Raw genomic sequence first — 24,423 nt, forward strand, 5'->3', positions numbered from 1 at the left:
CGCCACCGGCCGCGCCCTGCCCGCCGGGCACGATGCGCAGCGTGGTGCCCGCGGCCCCGGCGACCGCGCCGGACACCGAGGCCCCGGCGCCACCGGCCCCACCGACGACGCCCCCGGCACCCGCGCCACCGCGTCCGCCGGCGCCGCCCTTGACGACGACCCGCACGTTGGTCGCGTTGGCCGGCACGGCGAGGGTCTGCTCCCCGCCGGAGGCCAGGTAGGTGCAGGTCACGGCGCCGCCGGACTGCGTGCACGGGCCGGGCAGCGCCTGGCTCGGCGCCGCGGCGGCCACCGCGGGCAGGAAGAACAGGGCGGCCGCGGCGGCGGCGGTGACGGCGGAACGGAGCGACGTCGACATGGGGACTCCTGGGTGCGTGGGAGGGACTCGCGGGGACCGGCAGCGGGGAGCACGGCCCGTGACTCCCGGTGAACCGGCAGTGACTCCGTGCACCACTCAGTTCGCCGCGTCGACCCTCGTTGTTAGCCCGTTCGCCGAGGTCTACCTACCCCGATCGGGCGAACGTCGGCCGACCGCCGTCAGCCCTCGTCGCGTGGCCGGCCGCCGGACGGGTACCAGCAGCGCATGGACCTCCCCGCCCACCCCGGAGCACCCGATCCCGGGAGCCCGCATCCCGGGAACCACCGCCCCGGGTCCGGCGACCCCGACTGGTCGGCGATGACGCGCGTCCTCGTCGTCCGGCCCGACAACGTGGGCGACGTGATCATGACCGTGCCCGCCCTGCGCGCCCTGCGGGCCGCCGCGCCCCGGGCCCGGATCGAGCTGCTCGCCTCCCCGGCCGGCGCCGCCGCCGCGCCGCTGGTGGGCGAGCTCGACGACGTGGTGGTCGCGTCCGTGTCGTGGCAGCGGCTGCCCAACGCGGCCGAGGCGCTGGACCCCGATCCCGACGCCGACCTCGTCGACACCCTCGCCGAGCGCCACTACGACGCCGCGGTCGTCCTCACCTCGTTCTCCCAGTCGCCCTGGCCGGCCGCGGCCGTGTGCCGGCGGGCGGGGATCCCGGTGCGGGTCGGCACCAGCAAGGAGTTCGGCGGCGACGCCCTCACCCACTGGGTCCCCGCGCCCCCCGACGACGGCCACCAGGTCGACCGGGCGCTGCTGGTGCTCGCCGCCGTCGGCGTCCCGTCCCTCGGCGCCGATCTCGCGGTGACGGTGCCGGCCGACGCGGGGGCGCCGCGCCCGGCCGGCCGCTACGTCGTCGTCGCCCCCGGGGCCAGCTGCCCCTCGCGGCGCTGGTCGCCCGAGCGGTTCGCCGCCGCGGGCCGCGGGATTGCCGGGCTGGGGTGGACCGTGGTGGTCACCGGCACCGCGAAGGAGGCCGACCTCGTCGAGCGGGCCGCCGAGGGCGTCGACGGCGCGGTGCGGCTGGTCGGGGAGCTCGACCTCGCCGGACTGGCCGACCTCGTGGCGGGGGCCGACGCGGTCGTCGTGAACAACTCCGGCGGGGCGCACCTCGCCGACGCCGTGGGGACGCCGGTCGTCGAGCTGTTCGCCGGCACCGAGGAGGTGGGGCAGTACGCGCCGCGGACCGTGCCCGCCGAGGTGCTCAACCGCCCGACGACCTGCTCGCCCTGCCGCCAGCTGGTGTGCCCGTTCGACCACGAGTGCCTCGACATCGCCCCGGAGCGGGTCGTCGACGCGGTGGCGCGCCTCGCCCGCGCCTGAGGTGTCCGACGACGATCGCCGGGGCACCCGCCCCCATGCCCGAGAAGACCGCCGACGGTCACTTCGTGGTGATCGACGGCCGTCGCTGGCGGGCGACCGACCCGGCGATCCCGGAGGACGACGCGTCCCGGCTGCGGAAGTGGCTGATGGCGGCGCGTCGCGACGTCGGGGCGGCGCTGAAGGCCGAAGACCCCGAGGCCGAGCGGGCCGCCCGCGACCGCGTCCAGGCCGCGAAGACCGCGCTCGGTGAGCGCGGTCCGGCCTGGTGGGAGGCCACCGACGACGAGCGACGCGAGCGCTGGTCGGCCGGCGTCGAGCAGGCCGCCGCCGAGGGCCACTGACCTGACGAACGACGAGAGGACCCCATGACCACCCCGCCCGTCCAGAACGACCCGAACCCGAACGACCCGAACCCCGACCGCTCGAGCGCGACGCTCTCCGCCTTCACCGGCCAGGTGCAGCGCCGCCTCGGCCTGGACACCATCAGCGAGGCCGAGGTGCTCACGCGGGCCACGCTGAACGAGTTCGGCAAGGCCGTGAGCTCGGGCCTCGCACAGGACCTGACCGTCAGCCTCCCGCCGGAGCTCTCCGCCGAGCTGCGGGCGCAGCGCCCGTCGGACGACGCGGCCCGCTCGATCGACCGCGCCCAGTTCGTCGACGCCGTGAGCGGCCACGTGCACTCGGTGGACGCCGAGGAGGTGCAGCGCCAGGTGGAGCAGGTGCTCCGGCTGCTGCGCGAGTGGCTGCCCGAGAGCGACGTCGACCGGACGCTCGAGCAGCTGCCCGGCGACCTCGTGGAGCTCATGCGCTAGAGGTGCGCTGCGCGCCCGTGAGCACTAATCCGTGTCTGGACACGCATTAGTGCTCACGGGCCGTCAGGCACCTTCGTCGGCGGATCGGTGGCCGGCGGGTCCTGCGTCGGAGGCTCAGTGGTCGGCGGGTCCTGGGTGGCCGGCGGGTCCTGCTCCGGGGGGTCGACCTTCGGCGGATCGACCTTCGGGGGCTGCACCGGCGGGGGCACGACGACGGGCGGCGGCACGGGCTTCACGGCTTGAGGCACGACCGGCTTCGGCGTGGTCCGCACGACGGCGCGACGGGGGGCCGTCGTGGTGGTCGGTGCCGTCGTCGCCGGCTCGTCGGACACGGTCGCGTCCGTGGTCGGGGCCGGGCCGAGCGCGGGCAGGGCCGGGGCGGCGGGCACCCCGGGGTGCGCGACGGTCGACACCGTGGCCACCCCGGCCATCGCCGCGAGGCTCGTCACCGGGGCCACCCCGGTCGCCACGACGACGCCCAGCGCCGCCGTCGCCGCGACGACGAAGCCCAGCAGGGAGTGCGCCGGCGACGGCGTCCCCGGCCGGCGGCGCGACCCGGGCTCGATGAGCGAGGTCTCCGGGTCGGGCGCCGACGGTCCGGGAGCGGAGGGCGGGTACATCACGTCGGCGTAACGATCTCACCCGTTCAGGGGTGACGATCGACCACCGCGCGTGGCGACCTCCTACTGCGTGTGACGGGTGGGGCAGGGCTCGATGTGGACGACCTTCGTCGTGGTCATCTCGTCGAGGAGCTCCGGGCCGTAGCCGAAGCCCGTCCCGGAGAGCCCGCGCGGCTCGGCCGCGCCGCCGGGGGCCCCGCCGAACGCGGCGTTGATCTTCACGGTGCCGACGGGCAGCGCCCGCCACGCCTCCTGGGCGTGCGCCATGTCGGGGGTGAGCACCGTGGCCGCGAGGCCGTGGGGGTCGTCGATCGCCTCGGCGAGGGCCTGGTCGAACGAGTCGACCACCCGCACCGCGGCCACCGGGCCGAAGGTCTCCTCGCGCAGGATGCGCATGTCGGGCGTGCAGCCGCTGACCACGGTCGCGGGGTAGAAGGCCCCCGGCCCGGCCGGGATCGCCCCGCCGACGTGGGCGGTCGCGCCGGCCTCGAGGGCCTCCGCGACGTGGGAGTGCACGTGCTCGCGCTGGCGACGGTCGACCAGCGGGCCGAGCGCCTTCTCGCCCTCGGCCGACGGGCGGTACACCCAGCGGGTGGCCTCCTCGGCGAGCGCGGCGAGGAACTCGTCGGCGACCGCGGCGTGGCAGTAGACGCGCTCGACCGACACGCAGACCTGGCCGCCGTTGGCGTAGGAGCCGAGCGCCACCTGGCCCGCCGCCCAGACGGGGTCGACGCCGTCGTCGACGATGAGCGGGTCGTTGCCGCCGTTCTCGAGCAGGACCTTCGCGCCCGTGCCCACCGCCGCCTCGGCGATCGCCCGCCCGGCGGCGATCGAGCCGACGTGCGCCACCACGTCGATCCCGGCGTGCCCGGAGAGCAGCGCGCCGGTGGGGCCACCGCCGTCGACGACGGTGAGGACGCCGTCGGGCAGGAACGAGGCGACGAGGTCGGCGAAGCGGCGTCCGAGGTGCGGGCAGCGCTCGGAGGGCTTGTGCACCACGGTGTTGCCGGTGACGAGCGCGGCGCCGATCAGCCCGGCGGCGACGGCCACCGGGTCGTTCCACGGGGTGATGGCGGCGACGACGCCGTAGGGGCCGGGCACCATGAGGTCGGTCGCCGACCAGGAGCCCTGCAGCGACCGGCCGCGGTGCAGCGGCCCGAGCTCCGCGTACTGCTCGAGGGTGCCGGCGGCCGCCAGGACGCCACCCAGGGCGTCGTCGTACGGGCGGCCCGTCTCGGTCTCGTTGAGCCGGGCGAGCTCGTCGGCCACCCCGCGCAGGGCGAGGGCGGCCTCCTTGACCATGCCGGCCCGGTCGCCCGGCGCGGTCCGCGCCCAGCCCGGGGCGGCGGCGACCGCACGCCCGACGGCGTCGTCGACCTGCTCCTGCCCGGCAGGACGGACCCGGCCGACCATCTCGTCCGTGGCCGGGTCGCGGATCTCGATGTCGGCCAGGGGCTCGGCCACCGTCGTCATGGGTCTCCTCCCGACCGGGGCGTTCCCGCCCCGGTCTCCTCGTTCTCGTCGGAGGAGGGAGTGCCCACCCGCGGAGTGGTCCATCCACCCGCCGGGCTACAGCACGGCGAGCAGCACCCCGAACGAGCACAGGTTGAACGTCGCGTGCGTGGCGAAGCACGGCCAGACCGACCGGGTGCGTTCGTAGAGCACGGCGTTGAGCACCGCGAGCACGAGCACGGCGAGGAACACGACGTTGAGCCCGTGCGCCAGCGCGAACAGCAGCGACGACACGATCGTCGCGAGGACCACGCGGTAGCGGCGCAGCGAGCCGTAGCCGATGCCGCGGAAGAGCAGCTCCTCCCCCAGCGGCACCAGCAGCCCGCCGAGCACCACCACGAGGACGGCCGAGAGCCCGCCGGAGAACTGGGTGAGCGCGGCCTGCGGGTCGGTCTGGTCCCCGGTGAGGCTGATGTAGACGATGATCAGCACCCGGGAGACGAGCCACACGGCGACACCGAGGGCGATCGCGAGGCCGATCGTGCGCAGGGGGACCCGGCGCAGCCCCAGCGCGGCGAGGGAGCGCACCCGCATCCCGAGGGCGATCGCCACCGCCCCGAGCGCCGAGGCTGCCGAGACTCCGAGCAGCACGGGGGCCGACGGGAGCGCGCCGGTGGCGCTGATGAGCAGGAACCCCGCCGCCAGCTGGATCGCGACGTAGGCGACGGCCCCGACGACGATCTCCGGCCACCCCAGCCGACGCCCGTCGGGACTCGTCCCGACCTCCGGGCGGGCGGGCGCCAGGGGCTCCCCGCCGAGCCCGGCCGGGCCCTCGCCGCTGACGTCGTCCTGCGGCGGCAGGCTCACGAGTCCTCCCGGGCCTTCCTGGTCGCCCGGTCGTTCGCCTTCTGCAGCGCGTCGACCAGCTCGTCCTTGTCCATCGACGAGCGGCCCTCGACGTCGAGCTCCTTCGCCCGCTCGTAGAGGTGCTTCTTCGAGGCGTTCGCGTCGACCCCGCCCGCGGACTCGCCGGAGGGGTTCGACCCGCCGCTGCTCGCGCGGGAGTCGGACGGGCCCTTCTCCTCCTTCGGCTCCCAGTGGTCGCCGACCTTCTCGTGCGTGTGCTTCAGCGCGGCGTAGGCGGTCCGCGACGCCCGCTCGCCCTTGCCGTAGGTCTCCTCCGCGGACGCCTTCGCCTCGGCGTAGGTGTCGCGCGCCTTCTTCGGTGACCGCTGCAGGGTCGAGGGGAGGTCCTCGAAGTCGTCGGGCATGGAGAAGGAGTACCCGGTTTTCCCGACGACTGCTGTGGTCAGCCCCGCGAGCCCACCTCCAGATGGGCCACGCTGGCGACGATCTGGTTCGGCCGGTAGGGGTAGCGCTCGAGCTCCGCCTCGTCGGTGACGCCGGTGAGCACGAGGATCGTGTGCAGCCCCGCCTCCATGCCGGCCACCATGTCGGTGTCCATCCGGTCGCCGATCATCGCGGTGGTCTCGGAGTGCGCGCCGATCGTGTTCAGCCCCGCCCGGATCATCAGCGGGTTGGGCTTCCCGACGAAGTACGGCTTCTTCCGGGTCGCGTGCGTGATCAGCGCGGCGACCGACCCCGTGGCGGGGAGCGTCCCCTCGGCGCTCGGGCCGGTGGCGTCGGGGTTGGTGCAGATGAAGCGCGACCCGCGCTCGATGAGCCGGATCGCCCGCGTGATCGCCTCGAACGAGTAGGTGCGGGTCTCGCCGATCACCACGTAGTCGGGGTCGCGCTCGGTGAGGACGTACCCGACCTCGTGCAGCGCGGTCGTCAGGCCGGCCTCCCCCACCACGAACGCCGTGCCCTCGGGCCGCTGGTCGTCGAGGAACTGCGCGGTCGCCAGCGCCGAGGTCCACAGGTTCTCGGCCGGGATGTCGATGCCGCTCGCGTGCAGCCGGGCCCGCAGGTCGCGCGGGGTGTAGATCGAGTTGTTGGTGAGGACGAGGAAGGTCTTCCCCGCCTCGCCCAGGCGGCGGATGAACTCGTCCGCCCCGGGCAGCGCGTTCTCCTCGTGGACGAGGACGCCGTCCATGTCGATGAGGTAGGAGTCGAGCTCCGGCGGGTTCGTCATGACGCGAGGTGCGTGCCGAAGAAGGCCTCGACGCGCCGCCACGAGTCCTCCGAGGCGGCCGGGTCGTAGCCCGCCCCGAGGTGTCGGACGAGCGTCTCCGCGTAGAAGCGCTCGTGGAACGAGTGCCCCGCCGTGGGGTAGGTCTTGATGTCCTTCTCCACCCCGAGCGTGGTCAGCGCCTTCTCGAGCCGCTCCGGGTGGCCCTTCAGCGCGGTGTCCTGGCCCCCGAAGCTCGCGACGACCGGGCAGATGCCCTCGAGCTCGCGCTCCGCGTCGGTGGGGACGAAGCCGTAGTTCGGGGCGGCCGCCGCGAAGTCGTGGCGGGCCGCGGCGAGCAGCGCGAAGCCGCCGCCCTGACAGAAGCCGATGACGCCGATGCGCCCCGTGCACTCGTCGCGGTCCGCGAGCCAGGCGCGGGCGGCCTCGATGTCGTCGAACGCGGGGCCCTGCCCGCTGGTCATCGCGCGGAAGACGGCCGCGATGCAGCGGATGCCGCCCCCGCGCGGCGTGTAGAGCTTCGGGGCCACGGCGAGGTACCCGGCGGCGGCGAGCCGGTCGGTGTGATCGCGCACGTTCTGGCCGACACCGAAGACGTCCTGGAGCACGACGACGCCGGGCCACGGCCCGGTGCCGGGCGGCGTGGCCAGGTAGGCCTCCTGGTGCGAACCCTCGGCGGCAGGGATGTGCAGGTCGGGCACGTCTCCGGCTCCTCTCACTCGGCGGGAGCCCAGCGTGGCAGGCTCCGACCCGGACCACATGATCGAGGAGGACACGTGAGCGACGAGCGGGTGCGGATCGAGGGCGACGACGGCGTCGTCCGCCTGGTGCTGGCGAACGGGCCGGGGCACAACGTCGTCGACTTCGAGTTCGGCCGCCAGTTCCGCGAGGCGCTCGCCGGGCCGGCGCAGTCGGCGCGGGTGCTCGAGATCGTGGCCGAGGGCGCGAACTTCTGCGTCGGCGGCGACGTCCGCGGCTTCGCGGCGGACCCCGACTCGTCGCTCTCCGCCCTCGCCGACGATTTCCACGCCTGCCAGCGCCTGATCCTCGCGCTGCGCGCGCCCGTCGTCGTCGGGGTGCAGGGCTGGGCGGCCGGCATCGGGCTCTCGCTCGTGCTCACCGGCGACGTGATCGTCCTGGGCGCGGGCGCACGGCTGCGACCCGCGTACACCGCGATCGGGCTGACCCCCGACGGCGGGATGACCGCGACGCTCCCCGCGGCGGTGGGCCGCGCCCGGGCGCTCGACATGTTCCTCACCAACCGGCCGATGGGCGCCGACGAGGCCCTCGTCGCCGGCCTGGCGAGCCGGGTGGTCCCCGACGACGACCTGCGCGCCGAGACCGACGCGCTCGCCGCCACGATCGCGGCCGGCCCCCCGCAGGCCCTCGCCGCCACGAAGGCGCTGGTCCGCTCGGCCCCCGGCACGCTGACCGACGCCCACTTCGAGGTGGAGGCCAAGTCGATCGGCGACCGCGGCCTGTCGCCGGAGGGCCGGGAGGGTGTGACGGCCTTCGTCGAGAAACGTCGGCCTTCCTGGTGAGTCCGGCCCGTTCGGGGTAGCCGACCGCATGGACATCAAGTACGTCGCGTCGGCCACCTCCTCCGGAGACGCCCGGAACGGCCACGTCAGGTCCGACGACGGCATCATCGACCAGGACATGTCGATGCCGAAGGAGATGGGCGGACCCGGCAACGCCACCAACCCCGAGCAGCTCTTCGCCGCGGGCTTCGCCGCGTGCTTCCACCAGGCGCTCAAGCTCGCCGCCGGCCAGGAGAAGGTCGGCATCGACGAGTCCTCGGTCGAGGCCGAGGTGGGCATCGGGCCCGACTCCGAGAGCTTCGGCCTCGAGGTCGCGATCGTCGCGCACCTGCCCGGCACCGACCAGGACACCGCCGACCGCCTCGTCGGGCGCGCCCACCAGCTCTGCCCCTACTCGAAGGCCACCCGGGGCAACATCAAGGTGGACGTGAGCGCCACGGTGTGAGCACTGGTGAGCACTAATCCGTGTCCAGGCACGGATTAGTGCTCACGAGCGGAGCACCTAGCTGTACCAGGTGGGCGGGGGCAGTTCGCCGGTCAGCGTGAACGCCCCGACCTCACGGCGCTTGTAGGCCACCGGGTCGTGCAGCGAGTGCGTCCGCACGTTGCGCCAGAACCGGTCGAGAGCGAGTGACGAAGTCGTTCCCCGGGCGCCGACGACCTCGAAGATGCGGGCCGTCACGTCCAGCGCGACGTCGGTGGCCTGCGCCTTCGCCGCCGCCACCCGCACCTCGTGCTCGCCCCGCGCCTGCTGGGTGACCCCGTCGGGGTCGCGGTGGATCGTCAGCGACTCCACCGCCACCGCGTCGGCGAGCGCCTCGGCCGCCCAGAGCCGGGACCACAGCTCGCCGTAGGTGTCCAGCACGTACGGCTCGTCGACCGCCCGCTCGTGCCCGCCGTGCAGCCACGGTCGGGTGACCGTGCGGGTGTACTCCGCGGCGGTGTCGAGCGCCCCCCGGGCAATTCCCAGGTAGAAGTTCACGAACACCAGCTGGATCACGGGCACGTTCAGCGTGTTGTACACGCGCGGGGTGAACTGCTTGTCCCGGAAACCGGCGGCGTCGGTCCACGGGACGCGCACCCCGTCGATCGTCACGCTCCCGGATTCGGTGAGCCGCTGCCCGATGTTGTCCCAGTCGTCGTGGAACTGCAGGGCCGGCTGGTCCGACGGCACGATCGCGAAGACGTGGGTGTCGGTGTTCTCCACGACGCCCTCGAGAACGGTGACGTCGGAGACCTTCGACCCGGTGGAGAACGACTTCCGACCGCGGTAGACGATCGAATCGCCCTCGTCGGTGATGACGACGTCGGCGTCGCGCGGATTCACCGCGCCGCCGAAGAACCAGCGGTTGACGGTGGCCTGCTCCTCCACCGCCGCGATCTGTTCCGGCGTCCCGACGAGCCGGGCCGCCCAGAACCACAGGTAGTGGTAGCCGAGGAGCTGGCCGATCGACCCGTCGCCCGCCGCCACCTCGCGGACGATGCGGTAGGCCGCGGGCCACTCCAGCCCGGCCCCGCCGTGCTCGGGCGGGCCGAGCACGGTGACGAGACCGGAGTCCTTGAGGAGCGCGACCTCGGCGTACGGGGTGGCACCGGCGCGGTCGCGCTCGGCGGCGTCGGACTCGAGGACGCGGCGGACGAGCCGTGCGCGTTCGAGCCATCCGGCCTCGGTGGTGGGTGCGGGCAGTGCGGCGATGTCGATCGTCGAATCGAGTACGTCGGTCATGACGATTCCTCCGGAGGAATTCCTGGGGGCAGCACGAATAACCGCGGGTCTACCGCGGCATTCGTCGGGAAGAACTGCACGCACGGGCGTACCGGAACACCGCACGACGGCGGTGCAGGAGGCGTCAGCGACAGATGCCCGAGGAGACCAGGACGAGGTCGATGTGGCGGCGGCGCGTGAATCGCGTCCGCATCACCACCGGAATCGTGTCGACCACGCACCCGATCACAACGAATACGCTCCGCGATGTCAACCGGGCGGTGACGTTAGGCTCGCCGCCGTGCGTCTCCCCCTGCGGACCCGGCTGCTCGGCGCGCTGCGCAGCACCCTCGGCGGCTCCGTCGCCGATCTGTCTCCCGACGAGGTCCCCGCGGCCCGGGAGCGCAGCGGACGCATCCAGGCCGGGCCCGCCGGGCGCGTGATCGTCGGGCACCACGACCGCCGGGTCGTCACCGAGGACGGCCGGGTCGAGCTCGACGACGTCACGCTGCCCGTCCGCGTCTACCGGCCGCCGCGGACCGCGTCGGTGCCCGCGCCGCTCGTCGTGAACTTCCACGGCGGCGGCTTCGTCCAGGGCGACCTCGACCAGTCCGACTGGTTCTGCGGCGAGGTCTCGCTGCTCGCCGGGGCGGTCGTGGTGTCGGTCGACTACCGGCTCGCCCCCGAGCACCCGTTCCCGGTCCCCGCGCACGACTGCTACGGCGCCGTCGCCGCGATCGTCGCCGAGCCCAACGGCTGGGGCATCGACCCCCGGCGGGTCGCCGTGATGGGCGACAGCGCGGGCGGCAACCTCGCCACCGTCGTCTGCCTCATGGCACGCGACGCCCGCGCCCGGGGCGAGGACGCCCCGGGGATCGGTGCCCAGTGCCTGGTCTACCCGGGCACGGAGATGGTCGACGTCCTGCCCTCGGAGCGGGAGATCCCCGAGGCGCCGATCCTGCACGCCTCCGACATCCGCGGGTTCCACCGCCTCTACCTGGCCGGGGCCGACGGCACCGACCCGTACGCGTCCCCGCTGCGCGCCGACCTCACCGGCCTGCCGCCCGCCCTCGTCCAGACCGCGGAGCACGACCCGCTGCGCGACCACGGCATCCGCTACGCCGACGCCCTCACCGCGGCCGGGGTGACCACGCGCTACACCGACTACCGCGGCGCCTGCCACGGCTACGTCTCGATGCCGCGCCTGCTCCCGCACGTCGCGCACCAGGCCGCCTGGGAGGTCTCCTCCTGGGTGCGCACCTGCCTCGTCCCCGCCGGTGACCCCGACCTGCGGCCTACCGTGGAGGGATGACCTCGGCGCGGGCGGTGGCGGTGGGCGCACTCGCGCCCGCCCTCGGCGCCGCGCTGCACGTCGAGGCGGGCGGCGGTGCCCCGGAGATCACGCCGGGCGTGCTCGCCACGGGGGTCCTCGTCGCCGCGTCGGCCGGCTGGCTGTCCCGACGACGGCCCGGTGCGGTCCGGCTCGCGGCGATCCTCGCCGCGGGCCAGCTGGCCTGGCACGTCGCGATGGGGGCCGGGCACGCGGGGATGGACCACGGCCCCACGGGCCCGTCGCCCGCGATGGTCGCCGCGCACGTCGTCACCACCCTGCTCGTCGCGCTCGGGGTCACCCGGGCCGACCGCGCGGTCCTCGCCCTGGTCGCCGACCGGATCGTCGGGCTGCTCACCGTCCCGGCCGGACCACGGCCCTCGTCGGGAACCCCTCTCGTGCCCGCGCGCACCGCGCGGAAGCCCACCGCCACCGTCCTCCTGCCGACCCGTCCCCTCCGCGGTCCCCCGGTGCGTCCCCTGACCCGCGCGACCACCGTCGACCGACCCCGGAAGAGACCATGACCATCCACTCCGGGCGCCCCCGCGCCCTGCTCCGCCCTGCCCTGCTGACCGCCCTGACCGCGCTCCTCGTCCTGCTGGGCGCGGCACCCGCCTCCGCCCACGACGTGCTCGAGGGCAGCGACCCCGCCGACGGCGCCTCCGTCGCCACCGCGCCGTCGCGGATCACGCTGACCTTCAGCGAGGCGCCGACCCCGAACACCGCGACGGTCACCGTCGTCGGGCCCGACGGCGCCACCCGCTACGAGGCGGGCCCCGCGACGGCCGACGACAACAGGATCTCGGTCGGGGTGAACCCGCTCGGGCCAGCCGGCCGCTACGAGGTCGGCTACCGGATCGTCTCCGACGACGGCCACCCGGTGTCCGGGGCGCTCTCGTTCACGCTCACCACGCCGGGCCCGGCCGCCACGCCCGCGACCAGCCCCGCCGCCCCGGCCGCCCCGGCGACCGCGGGGCCGCCCACCCAGGCCAGCCCGGCCGCCGCGTCGAGCCCGGCGGGCGACGACGGGGGCGGGACCCCGGCCTGGCCGTTCGTCCTGCTCGCGGTCGTCGTCGTGATCGGCGCCGTCGCTCTCGTGCTGCGCCGCCGCGCCTGACACGCACGAGGGCCCCGGGGAGCGGTGCTCCCCGGGGCCCTGGTGGTGGGACCTACTGGACGATCTGGACCCGGTCGTTCGGGTTGAGGTGCTCGAAGAAGCGCTTCGCGTCGTCCTCGTTCAGCCGGACGCAGCCCGCGGACTGCCGCTCGAGCGTGCCCTGGTGGAACGCCCGGCCGCTGTTGTCGAAGAACACCGCGTAGGGCATCTTCGCGCCCTCGAACTCCTGACTGACGTGGTATTGGTCCTTGCGCTGGATGATGAAGTCGCCGGTCGGGGTCTCGTGCCCCTTCGAGCCATGGGTGTTCGCCACCGGCCCGTAGACGACGTTGCCGTCACCGTCCAGCAGCCACGTCTTGTTCTCGGAGAGGTCGACGCAGGCCTTGATGGCCTTCGTCGTACACGGGGTGCCCCCGACACCCGGCGCCGTCCCGGCCGGAGCCGGACCCGGCGCGGCCGCCGCGATCCCCGACGCCTGGACCACGCCCATCCCGATCGCCGCCGCCGTCAGGACGAAGCGCCCCGTGCCCGACCGCTCCGAGTTCGCTCCCCGTCGCTGCGCTCGCCCTGCTCGATGCCTGCCCTGAGTCAATGGTCCTCGCTCGGTCGTTACCGCGCCGGCCACGCGCCGTGCCGGCGTGCGCACACGGCTCCCCCCGAGCGCACACGACAGCGACAACGAGGCCGTCCGGGCCCGGTCACGACCCGTCCGCATGACAGGAACCGGTCACGCCGGGGCAACCCGGGCGGCGCTCACCCCTTCGGCGTCGGGAGCCGGTCGGGATCCGGACCATCAGCCCAGTTGGTCGACCGCCCGGGTGAACGCCTGGTACGCGGCGTCCCCGAACAGGACGAAGCGCACCTCCTCGACCGCCGACCGGGTGGAGTCGACGGTCTGCACGGCGATCCGCGCCGCGTCGTCCATCGGCCAGCCGTAGACACCGGCCGAGATCGCGGGGAACGCCACTGTCCGCGCCCCGAGCTCGTCGGCGACCCGCAGCGACTCGCGGTAGGCGCTCGCGAGGAGGTCCGAGCGGTCCTCGCGCTTCGCGTACACCGGGCCCACGGTGTGGATCACGTGGCGCGCGGGGAGCCTCCCGGCCGTCGTCGCGACCGCCTGCCCGGTGGGGAGCCCGTCGGGCAGCGACGTCGCCCGCAGCTCCCGGCACTCCGCGAGGATGTCGGGCCCTCCCGCGCGGTGGATCGCGCCGTCGACCCCGCCGCCGCCGAGCAGGCCGGAGTTCGCGGCGTTGACCACCGCGTCGACCTCCTGCGTCGTGATGTCGCCCTGCACGAGGGTGATGCGCGCTCCCACGACGGGCCTGTACCCCCGGGCGTGCCACGATCATGCCCATGACGTCTGACCGCCAGATCGAGGTGTCCCGCACGGTCGACGCGCCGCCGGAGCGCACGTTCGCGCTGATCGCCGACCCCGACCGCCACCCCGACCTCGACGCCTCGGGCATGGTCCGCGCCTCGCAGACGCACCTCGCGATCACCGAGCTCGGCGACGTGTTCACGATGGACATGCACAACGAGCAGATCGGCGACTACGTGGTGGAGAACCACGTGGTGGTCTACGAGCCCGACGTCGCGCTCGGGTGGGCGCCCGCCGGCCCCGGCCAGCGCCCCGCCGGCTACACCTGGACCTACCGGCTCGCCGAGGAGGGCGACGGCACCCGCGTCACCCTGACCTACGACTGGTCGGCCATCACCGACGAGAAGCTCCTCGAGTTCTTCCCGGTGCTCGACGCGGACGCCCTCGCGGCCTCGCTCGACCTGCTGGCGGAGGCTTTGGGGTGAGCACTTGTGAGCACTGATCCGTGTCGGAGCACGGATTAGTGCTCACAGGGCCGCCGGCCACAGAGCGCGGAAGTCCTCGCCGGGCTCGGCCGTGATGGTGAGGCGCTGCCCGTCGGGGGCGTCGAAGGCGAGGCGGTGGGCGTGCAGCCCGGTGCGCGTCGTCGGGTTCTTGTCGAAGAGCGGGTCGCCGAGGATCGCGTGGCCGATCCACGCGAGGTGCACGCGGATCTGGTGGCGCCGCCCCGTCAGCGGGTGGAGGGCGAGCAGGGTGCGCCCGTCGTGCTCGCCGAGCTTCTCGAAGTTGGTCGTGCTCGGGTAGGTCTCCGTGCCGGTCACGGCGTCGGCCGGGACCGACCACACCCCGTCCTGCTCGACGATGGCCTCGCGGGCCGCCGCGATCCGCACCCGGTTCTTGCGCCCGACGCCGAGCGGCAGCTCGATCGAGCCGCGGTCGGGCAGCCCGGTGGTGGCGGTGATCGCGAGGTAGGACTTCTCGACCGTGCGCTTGTTGAACTGGCGGGTGAGGTCGCCGTGCACCTCGAGCTGCCGGGCGAACAGGACGACGCCGCTGGTCACCTTGTCGATGCGGTGAGCGGGCCAGAGCTTCTCGCCCTCGTCGGCGGCGAGCCGGACGATGTCGGTGTCGTGGCGCTCGCCCATGACCGACCAGCCGGCGGGCTTGTCGAGCACGAGGATCGCCTCGTCCTCGTGGAGCGTGTGCTGCTCCTTGAGCTCGGCCCAGGTAATCGTCACGGTCCCATTGTCGCGGAGGAGGACGACAGCGTCTCAAGGCGCCTGATCAAAGTGTCCAGTAGTAGTGCTACCCGACTTCGCGCGACGCGCCTCTTGGGAGACGCGGTGGACCTGCAGGGAGAGCGCGGCGCACTCGAAGTCGGAGTCGCGTGGTCGAGGGCGTCTACAAGCGCGAGGGGCGCCGCACGACCTTGCCCCACCCAGCTTGTCCCTGAGTGCCGGGCCGCAAGGCAGAAGCCTCGCGCCGAGACGGTCCTGGTGCGCACCAGGACCGTCTCGGCGGCGACTTCTGCCCCTAGTAAGGGCACACCAGAGTGGTCAACCTTTGTTCACCCGACGCCCTTGTCACCACCCGACCTACGCCTGCCCGCGCCTCCACTGCTCGACTGTGTAGGCGGTCTGAGCTGCCTCCATCAAGAAGGTCAACACGGGCCCCGTAGTTGCGACCGCGGCGTAGAGCCGGACGCTCCACGAGGGCTTGGCGTCCCGGTCCAGCTCGTCTTGCGACACTGCTTCGCTCGGGTCTGCCTTCACACCGCCCTCCCCATCAGGGAGACCCGGGAGGTTGGCGTCCTGGTCCGGCTCGTCTTGCGGCACTGCTTCGCTCGGGTCCGCGTTCACACCGCCCTCTCCACCAGGGAGATCTGGGAGGTTGGCGTCCGAGTCATCGGCGAAGTCGGAAGCCCCGCCGACTTGCGGGTCTTCGGGTTCGGGACGGTCGTGCGGAGCACCTTCACCTGCATATGACACGCTTACACTCCCTGCTGTTGAGAAGCGGCTGGGTTGCAGTTGGCGGCGGCGAGGGGGCCAACCTCGCCGCCGCCCTGCCGGACGGAGTTCGGACTTGGGGAGCTGGGCGGGTGGTCGCGCGGCCCCGGCTGCCACACGTACCTCCCAGTTGACGCGTCCTCGGTCTTAGGCACGTGCGCGCCTCCTACTGCTCGACATCGAGATCCAGGGCTGTCGCCCCCTCAACGCGGCGGTGCGGTCGGGGGTGACTCGGAGGCAGCCGACTGTGCGGGAACTTGGCCTCGTCGGGTATCGCCATTGATGGTGCCTGCGCCTATCGGTCGGAGGACCACGGTCTGCGGTTCCCACGACTAGAGATGCTCGCGAGCGCGACCGCTCAACTGATGCGACCACCCTCCCGCCCCCAGCCTTGACAAAGCCCAACCGTGACCGAATCGAGACATGCCCAGGCAGGCGACCATTAAGAATGACCGAGCACGATGAGAGAATCGCGCTCGGCGTGATTCGTCCCTACGCGCGTCCGTACACCGGAATTCGCACTTCGAAGCGCGTTTCAGGGCGATTCTGTAATCGTGACAATTGCCGAAGACGAGGGCGTCGTCACAAAGTTAGCCGCAGATACCACTGAAGTGGAAACGTTCAAGTCGGGCTACAAAGCGAATCCGCACCAGCAAGCGCCGTCTAAGCCGACCCCGTTCGATAGCAGTGACTGAGCCCGTGCCGCCACGACCAGATCGCCAAGCACTTAGACGAGGTGGTCGAACTCGCCGCGCTTGGCACCATCGAGGAACGCTGCGAACTCCTCGCAGGTGTAGACGATGGCTCCGTCCTCGGGGGTCACCGAGTGCCGCACGGCGACACCCTCTGGGTGAGCGGCCACCTCCACGCACATCCCGACAGGCTGGCTCATCGTGGCCTTCAGCCACTTCAACTCGCCCAACCTCTCGACGATCATGCCCGCGGTCGTCACCTCCCACTGCCGACCGCCTCGCCAGGCGATCAAGAGCAACGACAATGACACTCGTCACTAACTTTGGGTAGAGCTCGACGGGAGCTTCTCGGTTGACTGTCTCAGAACGAGCCAGTCAGAGAAGATGATCGAATTCGCCCTGCCGGCAGCCGTCGACGAAAGCGGCGAACTCCGCCTTCGAATACATAAGAGCACCCTGTTCAGGGCACTTCGAGTCGCGGACGGCGACACCACCGGAACACTCGGCAACCTCGACACACATGCCACCGGGGACGCTTGCCATGGCCTTCTGCCACGCAAGCGAATCGTGCAAACGTCCATCGATCATCACAGCGGAACCCCCGGGAGCAGAATCGTCATTGGAATTTGGCGGGAGACTGCTCCGACGATCATGGTCACGCAGTCCCCCGAGGCGGGACACGCGCCAGACGGTGTTGCGGGGGCGATCAACGCCGACCACTCCTCACCGGTAGTTCCGTTTCCGGATCGTTCCCACCGGTCAGCGACCAAGAGCAACCGATCATCGTGACGAGCCTTCGTAGGCCGACCGACGCGCTTCCACGAGCGCTCTCGATTGTGACTCGCTCGCGGCGCACGTCAAAAGTTCTTGCCACACGTGTTCGAAGCGTGCGACCTCGTCCGCACCGTCGAACTTCTGGAAGCCGATGAGACCCTCGATGAATACGGCGTCCGGCACCCCTGGGCCGCCCATCGTGAGCGCGATGAACACACTGTTGAGGCCGGGATGAAAGCCGGAAGTGAATGGGATGATCCGCGCATCGACGGCGCCAGTATCCATCCGCTTGCCCAGTGCACCCAATTGCTCGGCCATGACCGAGGCCCCACCGACCACACGAGCCAGGGCCGCCTCGTCGATGATTACCGAGTACCGCCCCGTCTGCGCGAGTCGGCCCTGACGACTCAGCCTCAGTTCAATGGCCTTATCGACGACATCCTGACGAGTCGGCTCAGCAGCGTCCATCATGGCCTGCATATAGCGTTTCGTCTGCAACAGGCCCGGCACGACGCCTGAATTGAACTCGCGAATGAAATCGGCATCGCGCTCAAGTTCTACGAATCCCGATTGCACGAACTTCTGGAAGTCGGAACCCGTCGAAGCGACATCCACCCATGCGTCTCGCCGCCGCCTCCCGGCTCGAGCCGTCTCTACCAGCGCCTCTGCCAGTTCGTGAGCGACGCCGTAGTAGGCGATGAGCGCCGCGATGTCGGGTTCACTAACGGCCCGCGCTCCGGACTCCATGCGTGAGATCTTGCTGACCGAGAACTGCAGGTCCCGCGCGACCTCAGCTGCGGTCTTGCCCTTGGCCTGCCGAAGTTCACGGAGCTGCGCGCCGAGCTGCCGACGCAGGGTGGTGGGAGTCGGATCATCAGTCACCGGACCGACCCCCTCGCGCCGTGCCCGACAACACCGCCGTCCGGGTGGAACCGTGAGCGAGGCGAAGTTGTCACTTGCCAGTTCAGTATGGCGCAAGTCAAAGTAGTGGGCAGCGGCGGGGGGCGTCGCAGACACGCCGGGAGCTTCGGTCAGAAGTCCGGGAGGTGGACCTCCCTACGGCCGATCTATTCCCTGGCGGGGAGGAGTGATCGACTGGGACGAGGCTCTGAGCGAGACGATCTCTCGCGATCATTCGGGACACAGAAAAGGCGCTGCACAGGGGTGCGGCAACACCACCTGCACAACGCCTTCTCTGCGATCACATCGTCGGACCAACAGTCCGGCCATGCGCCGCGGGCCCGCACTCAGGCCCGTTATCGACTTCCCCTCCCGGTCAGGAGCAAAAGCGATGCTGCCTTTGTACCGCGCATGTCAACGCATGTGCATCCGACTCGCGAACGATCTCTTCCTGCACGACGACCTCCGCGCCCACCGCCGCGGCTGGACCGTCGAGCCGATCCGCAACGGCACCGGCCGCCGGTACCGCGACCCCCGCTGGGACCGCCTGAGCGAGTGCTCGTGCTGCGTCGGCGCCGGCTACCGCGGGATCGAGACCTGCCCGTCCTGTGCCGGACGCGGGGTCGTCGACGCGCTGGCCGCGCCCACCGAGCCGGTCCCGGCGGAGCAGAGCCCGCTGAAGGTCGTCGCCGAGCGGCTCGACCTCCCACCCGGAGCGCCCCGATGAGCGCCGAGCCCGAGGACCTGCTCGGCGCGATCGACCGGGCGATCCGCCCCGTGCGCCGCCCGAACCCGTTCGTCGCGGTCTGGCGGTGGCGCTACGAGCTCGCCGTCCTCGTCGGGGCCTTCGTCGCCGCGCCGTGGTTCGCGGGACTGACGGCGCCGGCGGTCGTCGGGTTCACCGCCCTCGTCGTGCTGCCGCTCGGGGTGCCGCCGGTGCGTCACCTCGTATGGCTGCGGGTCCGGGCCGTGGTCCTGCAGCACCGGTTGCGGACCGCGTTCGTGCGGGCCCGCATCCACTCCAACGCCGGGCGCATCCCGACTATCCTGTGGACGTCGCCGCGCACGGCGGCCGACCGCGTGACCCTGTTCCTCCCGGCCGGCCTGACGGCCGACCTGCTGGCGCAGGAGGTCGAGCGGATCGCGGTGGCCTGCGGCGGCGTCTACGCCGAGCTGTTGCCGACGCGGTGGCGGTTCGTCGTGCGGCTGGTCATCGCCCGCTCGCCGTGACACGAGGTCACAGCGAGGCGAGCATCGTCTCCAGCTTCGTGGCGGTCTCGGCGAGCTCCGAGGCCGGGACGGAGCCGGGGACGATTCCCGCGCCGGCGTAGAGGTGGGCGGTCGAGCCGCTGACGTCGCCGCAGCGCAGGGCGACGACCCACTCGCCGTCGCCGCTCGCGTCGGACCAGCCGACCATGCCGGTGTAGAAGCCGCGGTCGTGCGGCTCGATCTCGGCGATCGCCCGCTTCGCCGCGGCGCGGGGTACGCCGCCGACGGCGGGGGTGGGGTGCAGGGCGCGGGCGATGTCGAGCGCCGGGAGCTCCGAGCGGCCGCGGATCGTCGTGGACAGGTGCCACAGGGCGTCGGTGCGGATCAGCGACGGGGTGCCGGGCACCTCGAGGTCGTCGCACACGCCCCGGAGGGCGGCCGCGACGTCGTCGACGACGAGCGCGTGCTCGTGGCGGTCCTTCGCCGAGGCGAGCAGGGCGGCACCGACGGCCGCGTCCTCGTCGGGGTCGAGCAGGCGGCGGGCCGAGCCGGCGAGCGGGTTCGCGACGACCTCGCCGTCGCGGCGCGAGAGCAGGAGCTCGGGGCTGGCGCCGACGAGCGTGCGGGGCGCGCCCGTCGACGGGAGGTCGACGGCGAAGACGTAGCCGGACGGGCCGCGGGCGGCGAGCTCGCGGAGCAGGCGGCGCTGGTCGACGGGGCCGTCGCAGCGCAGCTCGAGCGTCCGCGACAGGACGACCTTCTCCAGCTCGCCCGCCTCCATGCGGCGCAGCGCCTCGGCGACCATCGCCTCGTAGGCCGCCGGCTCGGGGACCGAGCGCGACGCGAACTCCACGCCGGAGCCCGGGCCCGGCATGATCGCGTGCCCCAGGGGCGCCGCCCAGGTGATCTCCCGCGGCACGGCGAGCGCGGCGGGGCGGGTGGGGTCGAAGGGCAGGGCCCCGACGACGACGGCGGGCGCGTCGCCGTCCGCGGCGATCCGGGACAGGACGCCGGGGACCTCGTCGGGATCGTCGAGGCGCTGGTGGACGCCGCGGGTGAGGAGGCCGCCACGGGGACCGGAGAACCAGGAACCGGTGCCGGGTCGCCAGCCGTGGAGCAGGGCCGCCGGGTCGAGGGCGAGCTCGAGGGTGCCGTCGGTGGTCACCTGGCGCTCCCTTCCGGCGGTCGTCGACGCTGTGCGCTGGCACAGTGGGGTAACCCGTGACCTCCACTCTGACCGTGACGCTCCGCCACGGCCACGTGACACACGACGCATCGAAGGAGCCCGACCCCCGGATGGCTCTCCGAGAAGATCTCGCTCTGGGCAGTCGGATCGCCGCGATGCGTCTCGGCGGGCTGGCGCTCGCCCTGCGCGGCGACCCCGTGGCGCGCCTGATGCACAAGCCCTGGCGCCACGACCCCTACCCGACCTACGCCGTCGTCCGGGAATCCCGACGCGTGATCCGCAGCCGCACCGGGATCAGCGCCGTCGCCACGCACGCGCTGTGCGACCAGGTGCTGCGCGACCGGCGATTCGGGGTCCGGCTGGCCGACGGGCGGGCGCCGTTCGCGCCCGACTCCGACGAGCCGTCGCTGCTCGAGCCGGTCGACCTGTCGCTGCTCGGGCTCGACCCGCCCGACCACACCCGGCTGCGGCGCCTCGCCGCGCCCGCCTTCGCCCCGCGACGTCTGGAGCGCTACCGCGCCGAGGCCGAGGCGATCACGGGCCGGCTGCTCGACGACGCCGCCGCGCGCGGGCGCTTCGACCTCGTCCGCGATCTCGCGGCGCCGCTGCCGATCACGGTGATCGCGCGGCTGCTGGCGATCCCGGAGGTCGACGCCGACCGGTTCGCCGCGTGGGGCCGGGCGCTGGGCAGCTCGCTCGACGGGGTCCGCTCCCCCGCGCACGCCCACGAGCTGGCCCGGACCACGCACGAGGCGCGGGCGCTGTTCGTCGACCTCGTGTCCCGGCGGCGGGTCGACCCGGGCGAGGACGTCGTGTCCCAGCTCGTGGGGGCGCTCGACGCGGGGTCGATGACGATCGACGAGCTCGTGAGCCTCGCCCAGCTGCTGCTGGTGGCGGGCTTCGAGACGACCACGAACCTCGTCGGGAACGCCGTGCGCGCCCTGCAGACCACGCCCGGGCAGTGGGAGGCGCTCGTCGCCGACCCCACGCTGGCACCGGGCGCGGTGGAGGAGACCCTGCGCTACGACCCGCCGGTGCAGCTCACGGCGAGGATCGCGCACGAGGACACCGAGATCGGGGGTGTGCCGCTGCGGCGCGACTCGGCGGTGCTGGTGCTCCTCGCGGCGGCCGGGCGCGACCCGGAGGCCCACCCCGACCCCGACCGGTTCGACCTGAACCGCGTCCCGACGACGGGGCACCTGGCGTTCTCCGGGGGCGTGCACTTCTGCCTCGGCGCGGCGCTCGCCCGGATGGAGGGCGAGGTGGCGCTGCGGATGCTCGCCGAGCGCCTCCCCGGCCTGCACGCGGCGGGGCGGACGGTGCCCAAGACGGCGACGATCCTGCGGGGTCCGCGCCGCTTCCCGGTGGCCGCCTGAGTGTCCGCACTGCGGCCATGCTGACACCGGACGTCACGAACGCCGCCACCACGATCCATGGCGGCGCGCGCATCTCATTGCGTGCAATCGGGCACCTCCTCGGCATGCCCACGATGCCTGCCGTGCACCACGTCGCCCTGTCCGTCCGCGACCTCGCCGTCAGCGAGCCCTTCTACGTCAAGCTCTTCGGCGCCGAGCCCGCGATGACGCTGTCCGACGGCCCGTTCCGCCGGCGGGTGTTCGCCCTCGCCGACGGCCAGCTCTTCGGGCTCACCCAGCACGAGACGGTCTCGTCCGACGACCGCTTCGACCCGGCCCGGGTGGGCCTCGACCACGTCGGGTTCGGGTGCTCCGACGCCGACGCGGTGGCCGCGTGGCGCGACCACCTCGACGAGGCCGGGATCGAGCACTCCGGGATCGTCGAGGCCGACTACGGGCTGGCGCTGTCGGTGAAGGACCCCGACGGCAACGCGCTCGAGTTCTTCATGCTTGGCGGCTGATCCGTACAGCCCCCAATTGTGACGTCCAGTGTCAGCATGGCCGCAGTGCTGACACTCAGGCGACGGGCAGCGCCGAACGACGCGCGAAGTCGGGCGCGTGCTCGGGCAGCGCGCCCACCCCGACGAGCCGGGCCGGCACCCACTGCAGCACCGGGAACCGCTGGACCACCCGGAACGGCAGCGGGATCGACGTCGCGTCCTTCTCCCCGGGCGCGGCGTCGAGCATCGGCGCGACCACCCGGCGGTGGGCGAGGTCCTGCGCGGTCTGCGTGATCACGGTCGGGGCGGTGCGACGACGCTGCACCGCCGTCGAGGCCCGCGCCACGCCTGCCGCGTCCGCCGCGAGCAGGGGTGCGGCGAGCACCCGGGCGGCCGCGACCGCGTCCTGCACCGCGAGGTTGATCCCGACGCCGCCGATGGGCGACATGGCGTGCGCGGCGTCCCCGAGGCAGAGCAGGCCGGGGGACGACCAGCGCCGCAGCCGGTCGAGAGAGACCTCGAGGAGCTTGACGTCGTCCCAGCTCTCCAGGGAGTCGAGGCGCCCGACCATCCACGGGTTCATGTCCGCGAGGAGGTCGCGCAGCCCCTGGATCGAGCCCGACCGGAGGCGGGCGTCGGTGCCCTTCCCGATGACGAGCGCGCACTGGTAGTAGTCCCCGCGGTCGAGCAGCACCATGAAGCGGCCGCGCCCGACGCGCCCCAGGCCGCCGTCGGGGTCGTCGGCGTGGCGCGGGAGCCGGAACCACTCGACGTCGATCGGCACGTCGTAGCGCTTGAGCGGCAGGCCCGACTCCGCCCGCACCCGCGAGTCGCGCCCGTCGCAGGCCACGACGAGGTCGGCCGCGAGCTCCGTGCCGTCGCCGAGCCGGACCCCGGTCACCCGCCCGCCGTCGCGGACCACGCCGGTGACCTCGGTGCGCATGCGCAGGGTGAACGTGGGCTCCTCCTGCGCGGCGGTGGCCAGCATGTCGAGCAGGTGCCACTGCGGGGTCATCGCGATCATGGGGTGCGGCTCGTCGAGCCGCGTCAGGTCGGCCATCGTCACCTCCCCACCGTCGAGGCGGACCCGGACACGGGTCAGCGCCCGGTAGGGCAGCCGGTCGAACCGGGGCCAGAGCCCGAGCTCGTCGAGCAGCGTCAGCGTGGAGGTGTGCACGGTGTCGCCGCGGAAGTCGCGCAGGAAGTCGCCGTGCTTCTCCAGCACCGTGACCTCGACTCCGGCGCGGGCGAGCAGCAGGCCGAGCACCATCCCGGCCGGACCACCCCCGACCACGCAGCAGGTCGTCCGCTCCATGACCGCCTCCTCGGGTTACCGTGAACGAGCTTTCACCATGGTGACCCTCCGGGGAGGCCGTCGTCAAGGCGAACGAACGTTCACGGAAGAAGGAGTGACGTGCCCCGCCTGACCCCCGAACGACGCGAGGCCCGGCGGACCGAGATCCTCGCGGCCGCGCGGCGCTGCTTCGCCCGGGACGGCTTCCACCAGACCTCGATGCCCGACATCGCGCGGGAGGCCGGCCTCTCGACCGGGGCCTTCTACCGCCACTTCACCAGCAAGGACGACGTCATCGTCGAGGTGGCGGGGCAGGCCTTCTCCATCCTGACCGGACGGCTCGACGAGGCCGTCTCCGGCGACGCGGCCCCCACCGTGGCCGACCTCGTGACGGCCGTCGTCGGGACCCTGGGCGGGGAGACGGTCCGCATCCCGGACGGCAGCGTCGTCGACCTCGGCGAGCTGGTGCGGTGCGGGGTCCAGGGCTGGGGGGAGGCGACCCGGCCGGGGCCGCTGCGCGACCGGGTTCACCGGGGCTTCGGCGTCCTGCGGACGCGCATCGCGGCCGGGCTGCGCCGGGGCCAGGAGGCCGGGGTAGTCCCGGACGACCTCGCCCCGGAGACGGGCGCCCACGTCGTCATGGCGGTGATCCCCGGCTTCGTCCTGCAGCGGGCGGTCTTCGGTTACGACGACGTCGACGGTTTCGTCCGGGCCGTGCACACCCTCCTGGGCGCGGGGACCGTCCGAACGGCCAGTGCGGAGCTGTCGCAGGACTAGTGCAGCAGGCACGGCCTTGCGACACTCTTCGCCGGACACACGGTCGGGTGAGGGAGGAC

The 24,423-nt window shown here is 73.0% G+C and carries 29 protein-coding genes and 1 pseudogene; 14 read left to right on the plus strand and 16 right to left on the minus strand.

Features of this window, described 5'->3' with window-relative positions; genetic code table 11:
* Positions 1 to 358, minus strand: a pseudogene (locus ACFPBZ_RS23265) (hypothetical protein); the annotation flags it as partial.
* Positions 359 to 583: 225 nt separating this feature from the next.
* On the opposite strand from ACFPBZ_RS23265, the gene ACFPBZ_RS23270 reads away from it, so the two are divergent.
* The 3 genes from ACFPBZ_RS23270 to ACFPBZ_RS23280 are packed head-to-tail and all read left to right on the plus strand — an operon-like array spanning position 584 to position 2,496.
* Entirely contained in the window at positions 584 to 1,684 is a 1,101-nt protein-coding gene (locus ACFPBZ_RS23270; RefSeq protein WP_378038491.1) for a glycosyltransferase family 9 protein, read from the plus strand.
* A 35-nt stretch (positions 1,685 to 1,719) separates the two neighbouring features.
* A complete protein-coding gene (locus ACFPBZ_RS23275) occupies positions 1,720 to 2,025 on the plus strand; it encodes a hypothetical protein (RefSeq protein ID WP_378038492.1) in 306 nt (101 codons plus the stop codon).
* A gap of 24 nt (positions 2,026 to 2,049) precedes the next feature.
* The gene (locus ACFPBZ_RS23280) at positions 2,050 to 2,496 is read left to right on the plus strand and encodes a DUF2267 domain-containing protein (protein ID WP_378038493.1); all 447 of its coding nucleotides are present in this window, start codon (positions 2,050 to 2,052) and stop codon (positions 2,494 to 2,496) included.
* A gap of 53 nt (positions 2,497 to 2,549) precedes the next feature.
* Here the strand turns inward: ACFPBZ_RS23280 and ACFPBZ_RS23285 are convergent, their stop codons facing one another.
* The 6 genes from ACFPBZ_RS23285 to ACFPBZ_RS23310 form a co-directional block, all read right to left on the minus strand.
* Positions 2,550 to 3,116 carry a hypothetical protein gene (locus ACFPBZ_RS23285; RefSeq protein ID WP_378038494.1) on the minus strand — a complete coding sequence of 189 codons (567 nt, stop codon included), beginning with the start codon at positions 3,114 to 3,116 and terminating at the stop codon, positions 2,550 to 2,552.
* Between the two features lie 63 nt (positions 3,117 to 3,179).
* Positions 3,180 to 4,589 carry an aldehyde dehydrogenase family protein gene (locus tag ACFPBZ_RS23290; RefSeq protein ID WP_378038495.1) on the minus strand — a complete coding sequence of 470 codons (1,410 nt, stop codon included), beginning with the start codon at positions 4,587 to 4,589 and terminating at the stop codon, positions 3,180 to 3,182.
* 96 nt (positions 4,590 to 4,685) lie between these two features.
* A complete protein-coding gene (locus tag ACFPBZ_RS23295; protein ID WP_378038496.1) occupies positions 4,686 to 5,435 on the minus strand; it encodes a CPBP family intramembrane glutamic endopeptidase in 750 nt (249 codons plus the stop codon).
* The gene (locus tag ACFPBZ_RS23300; RefSeq protein WP_378038497.1) at positions 5,432 to 5,839 is read right to left on the minus strand and encodes a ChaB family protein; all 408 of its coding nucleotides are present in this window, start codon (positions 5,837 to 5,839) and stop codon (positions 5,432 to 5,434) included. Before ACFPBZ_RS23300 ends, ACFPBZ_RS23295 begins: the two co-directional genes overlap by 4 nt.
* A gap of 38 nt (positions 5,840 to 5,877) precedes the next feature.
* Complete coding sequence (locus ACFPBZ_RS23305) at positions 5,878 to 6,663, minus strand: HAD-IIA family hydrolase (RefSeq protein ID WP_378038498.1); 786 nt, start codon at positions 6,661 to 6,663, stop codon at positions 5,878 to 5,880.
* Positions 6,660 to 7,361 (minus strand): dienelactone hydrolase family protein, encoded by a 702-nt coding sequence (locus ACFPBZ_RS23310; RefSeq protein WP_378038499.1) that lies wholly within the window; start codon positions 7,359 to 7,361, stop codon positions 6,660 to 6,662. The genes ACFPBZ_RS23305 and ACFPBZ_RS23310 overlap by 4 nt, the downstream gene beginning before the upstream one ends.
* Positions 7,362 to 7,436: 75 nt before the next feature.
* Here ACFPBZ_RS23310 and ACFPBZ_RS23315 point away from each other — a divergent pair, with 75 nt between their 5' ends.
* Positions 7,437 to 8,201, plus strand: coding sequence for an enoyl-CoA hydratase/isomerase family protein (locus ACFPBZ_RS23315; protein WP_378038500.1), 765 nt, complete (start codon positions 7,437 to 7,439; stop codon positions 8,199 to 8,201).
* A 28-nt stretch (positions 8,202 to 8,229) separates the two neighbouring features.
* Positions 8,230 to 8,646: an organic hydroperoxide resistance protein gene (locus ACFPBZ_RS23320; RefSeq protein ID WP_378038501.1), complete on the plus strand. Its 417-nt coding sequence runs from the start codon at positions 8,230 to 8,232 to the stop codon at positions 8,644 to 8,646.
* Positions 8,647 to 8,703: 57 nt separating this feature from the next.
* On the opposite strand, the gene ACFPBZ_RS23325 is transcribed toward ACFPBZ_RS23320, so the two are convergent.
* On the minus strand, positions 8,704 to 9,927 hold the full coding sequence (locus ACFPBZ_RS23325) for an acyl-CoA dehydrogenase family protein (RefSeq protein WP_378038502.1): 1,224 nt from the start codon (positions 9,925 to 9,927) through the stop codon (positions 8,704 to 8,706).
* A 280-nt stretch (positions 9,928 to 10,207) separates the two neighbouring features.
* Here ACFPBZ_RS23325 and ACFPBZ_RS23330 point away from each other — a divergent pair, with 280 nt between their 5' ends.
* Genes ACFPBZ_RS23330 through ACFPBZ_RS23340 form a run of 3 tightly spaced genes read left to right on the plus strand, consistent with a single transcriptional unit; the run spans position 10,208 to position 12,353 of the window.
* A complete protein-coding gene (locus tag ACFPBZ_RS23330; RefSeq protein WP_378038503.1) occupies positions 10,208 to 11,218 on the plus strand; it encodes an alpha/beta hydrolase in 1,011 nt (336 codons plus the stop codon).
* Positions 11,215 to 11,760: a hypothetical protein gene (locus tag ACFPBZ_RS23335; RefSeq protein WP_378038504.1), complete on the plus strand. Its 546-nt coding sequence runs from the start codon at positions 11,215 to 11,217 to the stop codon at positions 11,758 to 11,760. Before ACFPBZ_RS23330 ends, ACFPBZ_RS23335 begins: the two co-directional genes overlap by 4 nt.
* On the plus strand, positions 11,757 to 12,353 hold the full coding sequence (locus ACFPBZ_RS23340) for a copper resistance CopC family protein (protein ID WP_378038505.1): 597 nt from the start codon (positions 11,757 to 11,759) through the stop codon (positions 12,351 to 12,353). Before ACFPBZ_RS23335 ends, ACFPBZ_RS23340 begins: the two co-directional genes overlap by 4 nt.
* Positions 12,354 to 12,405: 52 nt before the next feature.
* Here the strand turns inward: ACFPBZ_RS23340 and ACFPBZ_RS23345 are convergent, their stop codons facing one another.
* A complete protein-coding gene (locus ACFPBZ_RS23345; protein WP_378038506.1) occupies positions 12,406 to 12,843 on the minus strand; it encodes a L,D-transpeptidase in 438 nt (145 codons plus the stop codon).
* Between the two features lie 303 nt (positions 12,844 to 13,146).
* The gene (locus tag ACFPBZ_RS23350) at positions 13,147 to 13,668 is read right to left on the minus strand and encodes an O-acetyl-ADP-ribose deacetylase (protein WP_378038507.1); all 522 of its coding nucleotides are present in this window, start codon (positions 13,666 to 13,668) and stop codon (positions 13,147 to 13,149) included.
* Between the two features lie 38 nt (positions 13,669 to 13,706).
* On the opposite strand from ACFPBZ_RS23350, the gene ACFPBZ_RS23355 reads away from it, so the two are divergent.
* A complete protein-coding gene (locus ACFPBZ_RS23355) occupies positions 13,707 to 14,156 on the plus strand; it encodes an SRPBCC family protein (RefSeq protein WP_378038508.1) in 450 nt (149 codons plus the stop codon).
* A gap of 42 nt (positions 14,157 to 14,198) precedes the next feature.
* Here the strand turns inward: ACFPBZ_RS23355 and ACFPBZ_RS23360 are convergent, their stop codons facing one another.
* The 4 genes from ACFPBZ_RS23360 to ACFPBZ_RS23375 form a co-directional block, all read right to left on the minus strand.
* On the minus strand, positions 14,199 to 14,909 hold the full coding sequence (locus ACFPBZ_RS23360; RefSeq protein WP_378038509.1) for an RluA family pseudouridine synthase: 711 nt from the start codon (positions 14,907 to 14,909) through the stop codon (positions 14,199 to 14,201).
* Positions 14,910 to 16,404: 1,495 nt separating this feature from the next.
* Entirely contained in the window at positions 16,405 to 16,614 is a 210-nt protein-coding gene (locus ACFPBZ_RS23365) for a DUF397 domain-containing protein (RefSeq protein WP_378038510.1), read from the minus strand.
* 130 nt (positions 16,615 to 16,744) lie between these two features.
* Positions 16,745 to 16,957, minus strand: a complete 213-nt coding sequence (locus ACFPBZ_RS23370) for a DUF397 domain-containing protein (protein WP_378038511.1) — start codon at positions 16,955 to 16,957, stop codon at positions 16,745 to 16,747.
* A gap of 192 nt (positions 16,958 to 17,149) precedes the next feature.
* Positions 17,150 to 18,025, minus strand: coding sequence for a helix-turn-helix domain-containing protein (locus ACFPBZ_RS23375; RefSeq protein ID WP_378038512.1), 876 nt, complete (start codon positions 18,023 to 18,025; stop codon positions 17,150 to 17,152).
* 439 nt (positions 18,026 to 18,464) lie between these two features.
* Between ACFPBZ_RS23375 and ACFPBZ_RS23380 the strand changes: the two genes are divergently transcribed.
* Positions 18,465 to 18,770, plus strand: a complete 306-nt coding sequence (locus ACFPBZ_RS23380) for a hypothetical protein (RefSeq protein WP_378038513.1) — start codon at positions 18,465 to 18,467, stop codon at positions 18,768 to 18,770.
* Complete coding sequence (locus tag ACFPBZ_RS23385; RefSeq protein WP_378038514.1) at positions 18,767 to 19,273, plus strand: hypothetical protein; 507 nt, start codon at positions 18,767 to 18,769, stop codon at positions 19,271 to 19,273. Before ACFPBZ_RS23380 ends, ACFPBZ_RS23385 begins: the two co-directional genes overlap by 4 nt.
* Positions 19,274 to 19,280: 7 nt before the next feature.
* Here ACFPBZ_RS23385 and ACFPBZ_RS23390 read toward each other — a convergent pair whose 3' ends face one another.
* Positions 19,281 to 20,417, minus strand: coding sequence for an isochorismate synthase (locus ACFPBZ_RS23390; RefSeq protein WP_378038515.1), 1,137 nt, complete (start codon positions 20,415 to 20,417; stop codon positions 19,281 to 19,283).
* A gap of 131 nt (positions 20,418 to 20,548) precedes the next feature.
* Between ACFPBZ_RS23390 and ACFPBZ_RS23395 the strand changes: the two genes are divergently transcribed.
* Together ACFPBZ_RS23395 and ACFPBZ_RS23400 are read left to right on the plus strand one after the other, a co-directional pair.
* Positions 20,549 to 21,814, plus strand: a complete 1,266-nt coding sequence (locus tag ACFPBZ_RS23395; protein WP_378038516.1) for a cytochrome P450 — start codon at positions 20,549 to 20,551, stop codon at positions 21,812 to 21,814.
* Positions 21,815 to 21,831: 17 nt separating this feature from the next.
* Positions 21,832 to 22,314, plus strand: a complete 483-nt coding sequence (locus tag ACFPBZ_RS23400) for a VOC family protein (protein ID WP_378038517.1) — start codon at positions 21,832 to 21,834, stop codon at positions 22,312 to 22,314.
* 55 nt (positions 22,315 to 22,369) lie between these two features.
* On the opposite strand, the gene ACFPBZ_RS23405 is transcribed toward ACFPBZ_RS23400, so the two are convergent.
* On the minus strand, positions 22,370 to 23,608 hold the full coding sequence (locus ACFPBZ_RS23405) for an FAD-dependent oxidoreductase (protein ID WP_378038518.1): 1,239 nt from the start codon (positions 23,606 to 23,608) through the stop codon (positions 22,370 to 22,372).
* A gap of 99 nt (positions 23,609 to 23,707) precedes the next feature.
* Between ACFPBZ_RS23405 and ACFPBZ_RS23410 the strand changes: the two genes are divergently transcribed.
* The gene (locus tag ACFPBZ_RS23410) at positions 23,708 to 24,364 is read left to right on the plus strand and encodes a TetR/AcrR family transcriptional regulator (RefSeq protein ID WP_378038519.1); all 657 of its coding nucleotides are present in this window, start codon (positions 23,708 to 23,710) and stop codon (positions 24,362 to 24,364) included.
* Positions 24,365 to 24,423: the final 59 nt, after the last annotated feature.

The sequence above is a fragment of the Actinomycetospora atypica genome, from assembly GCF_042653685.1.
Classification (GTDB): Bacteria; Actinomycetota; Actinomycetes; order Mycobacteriales; family Pseudonocardiaceae; genus Actinomycetospora; species Actinomycetospora atypica.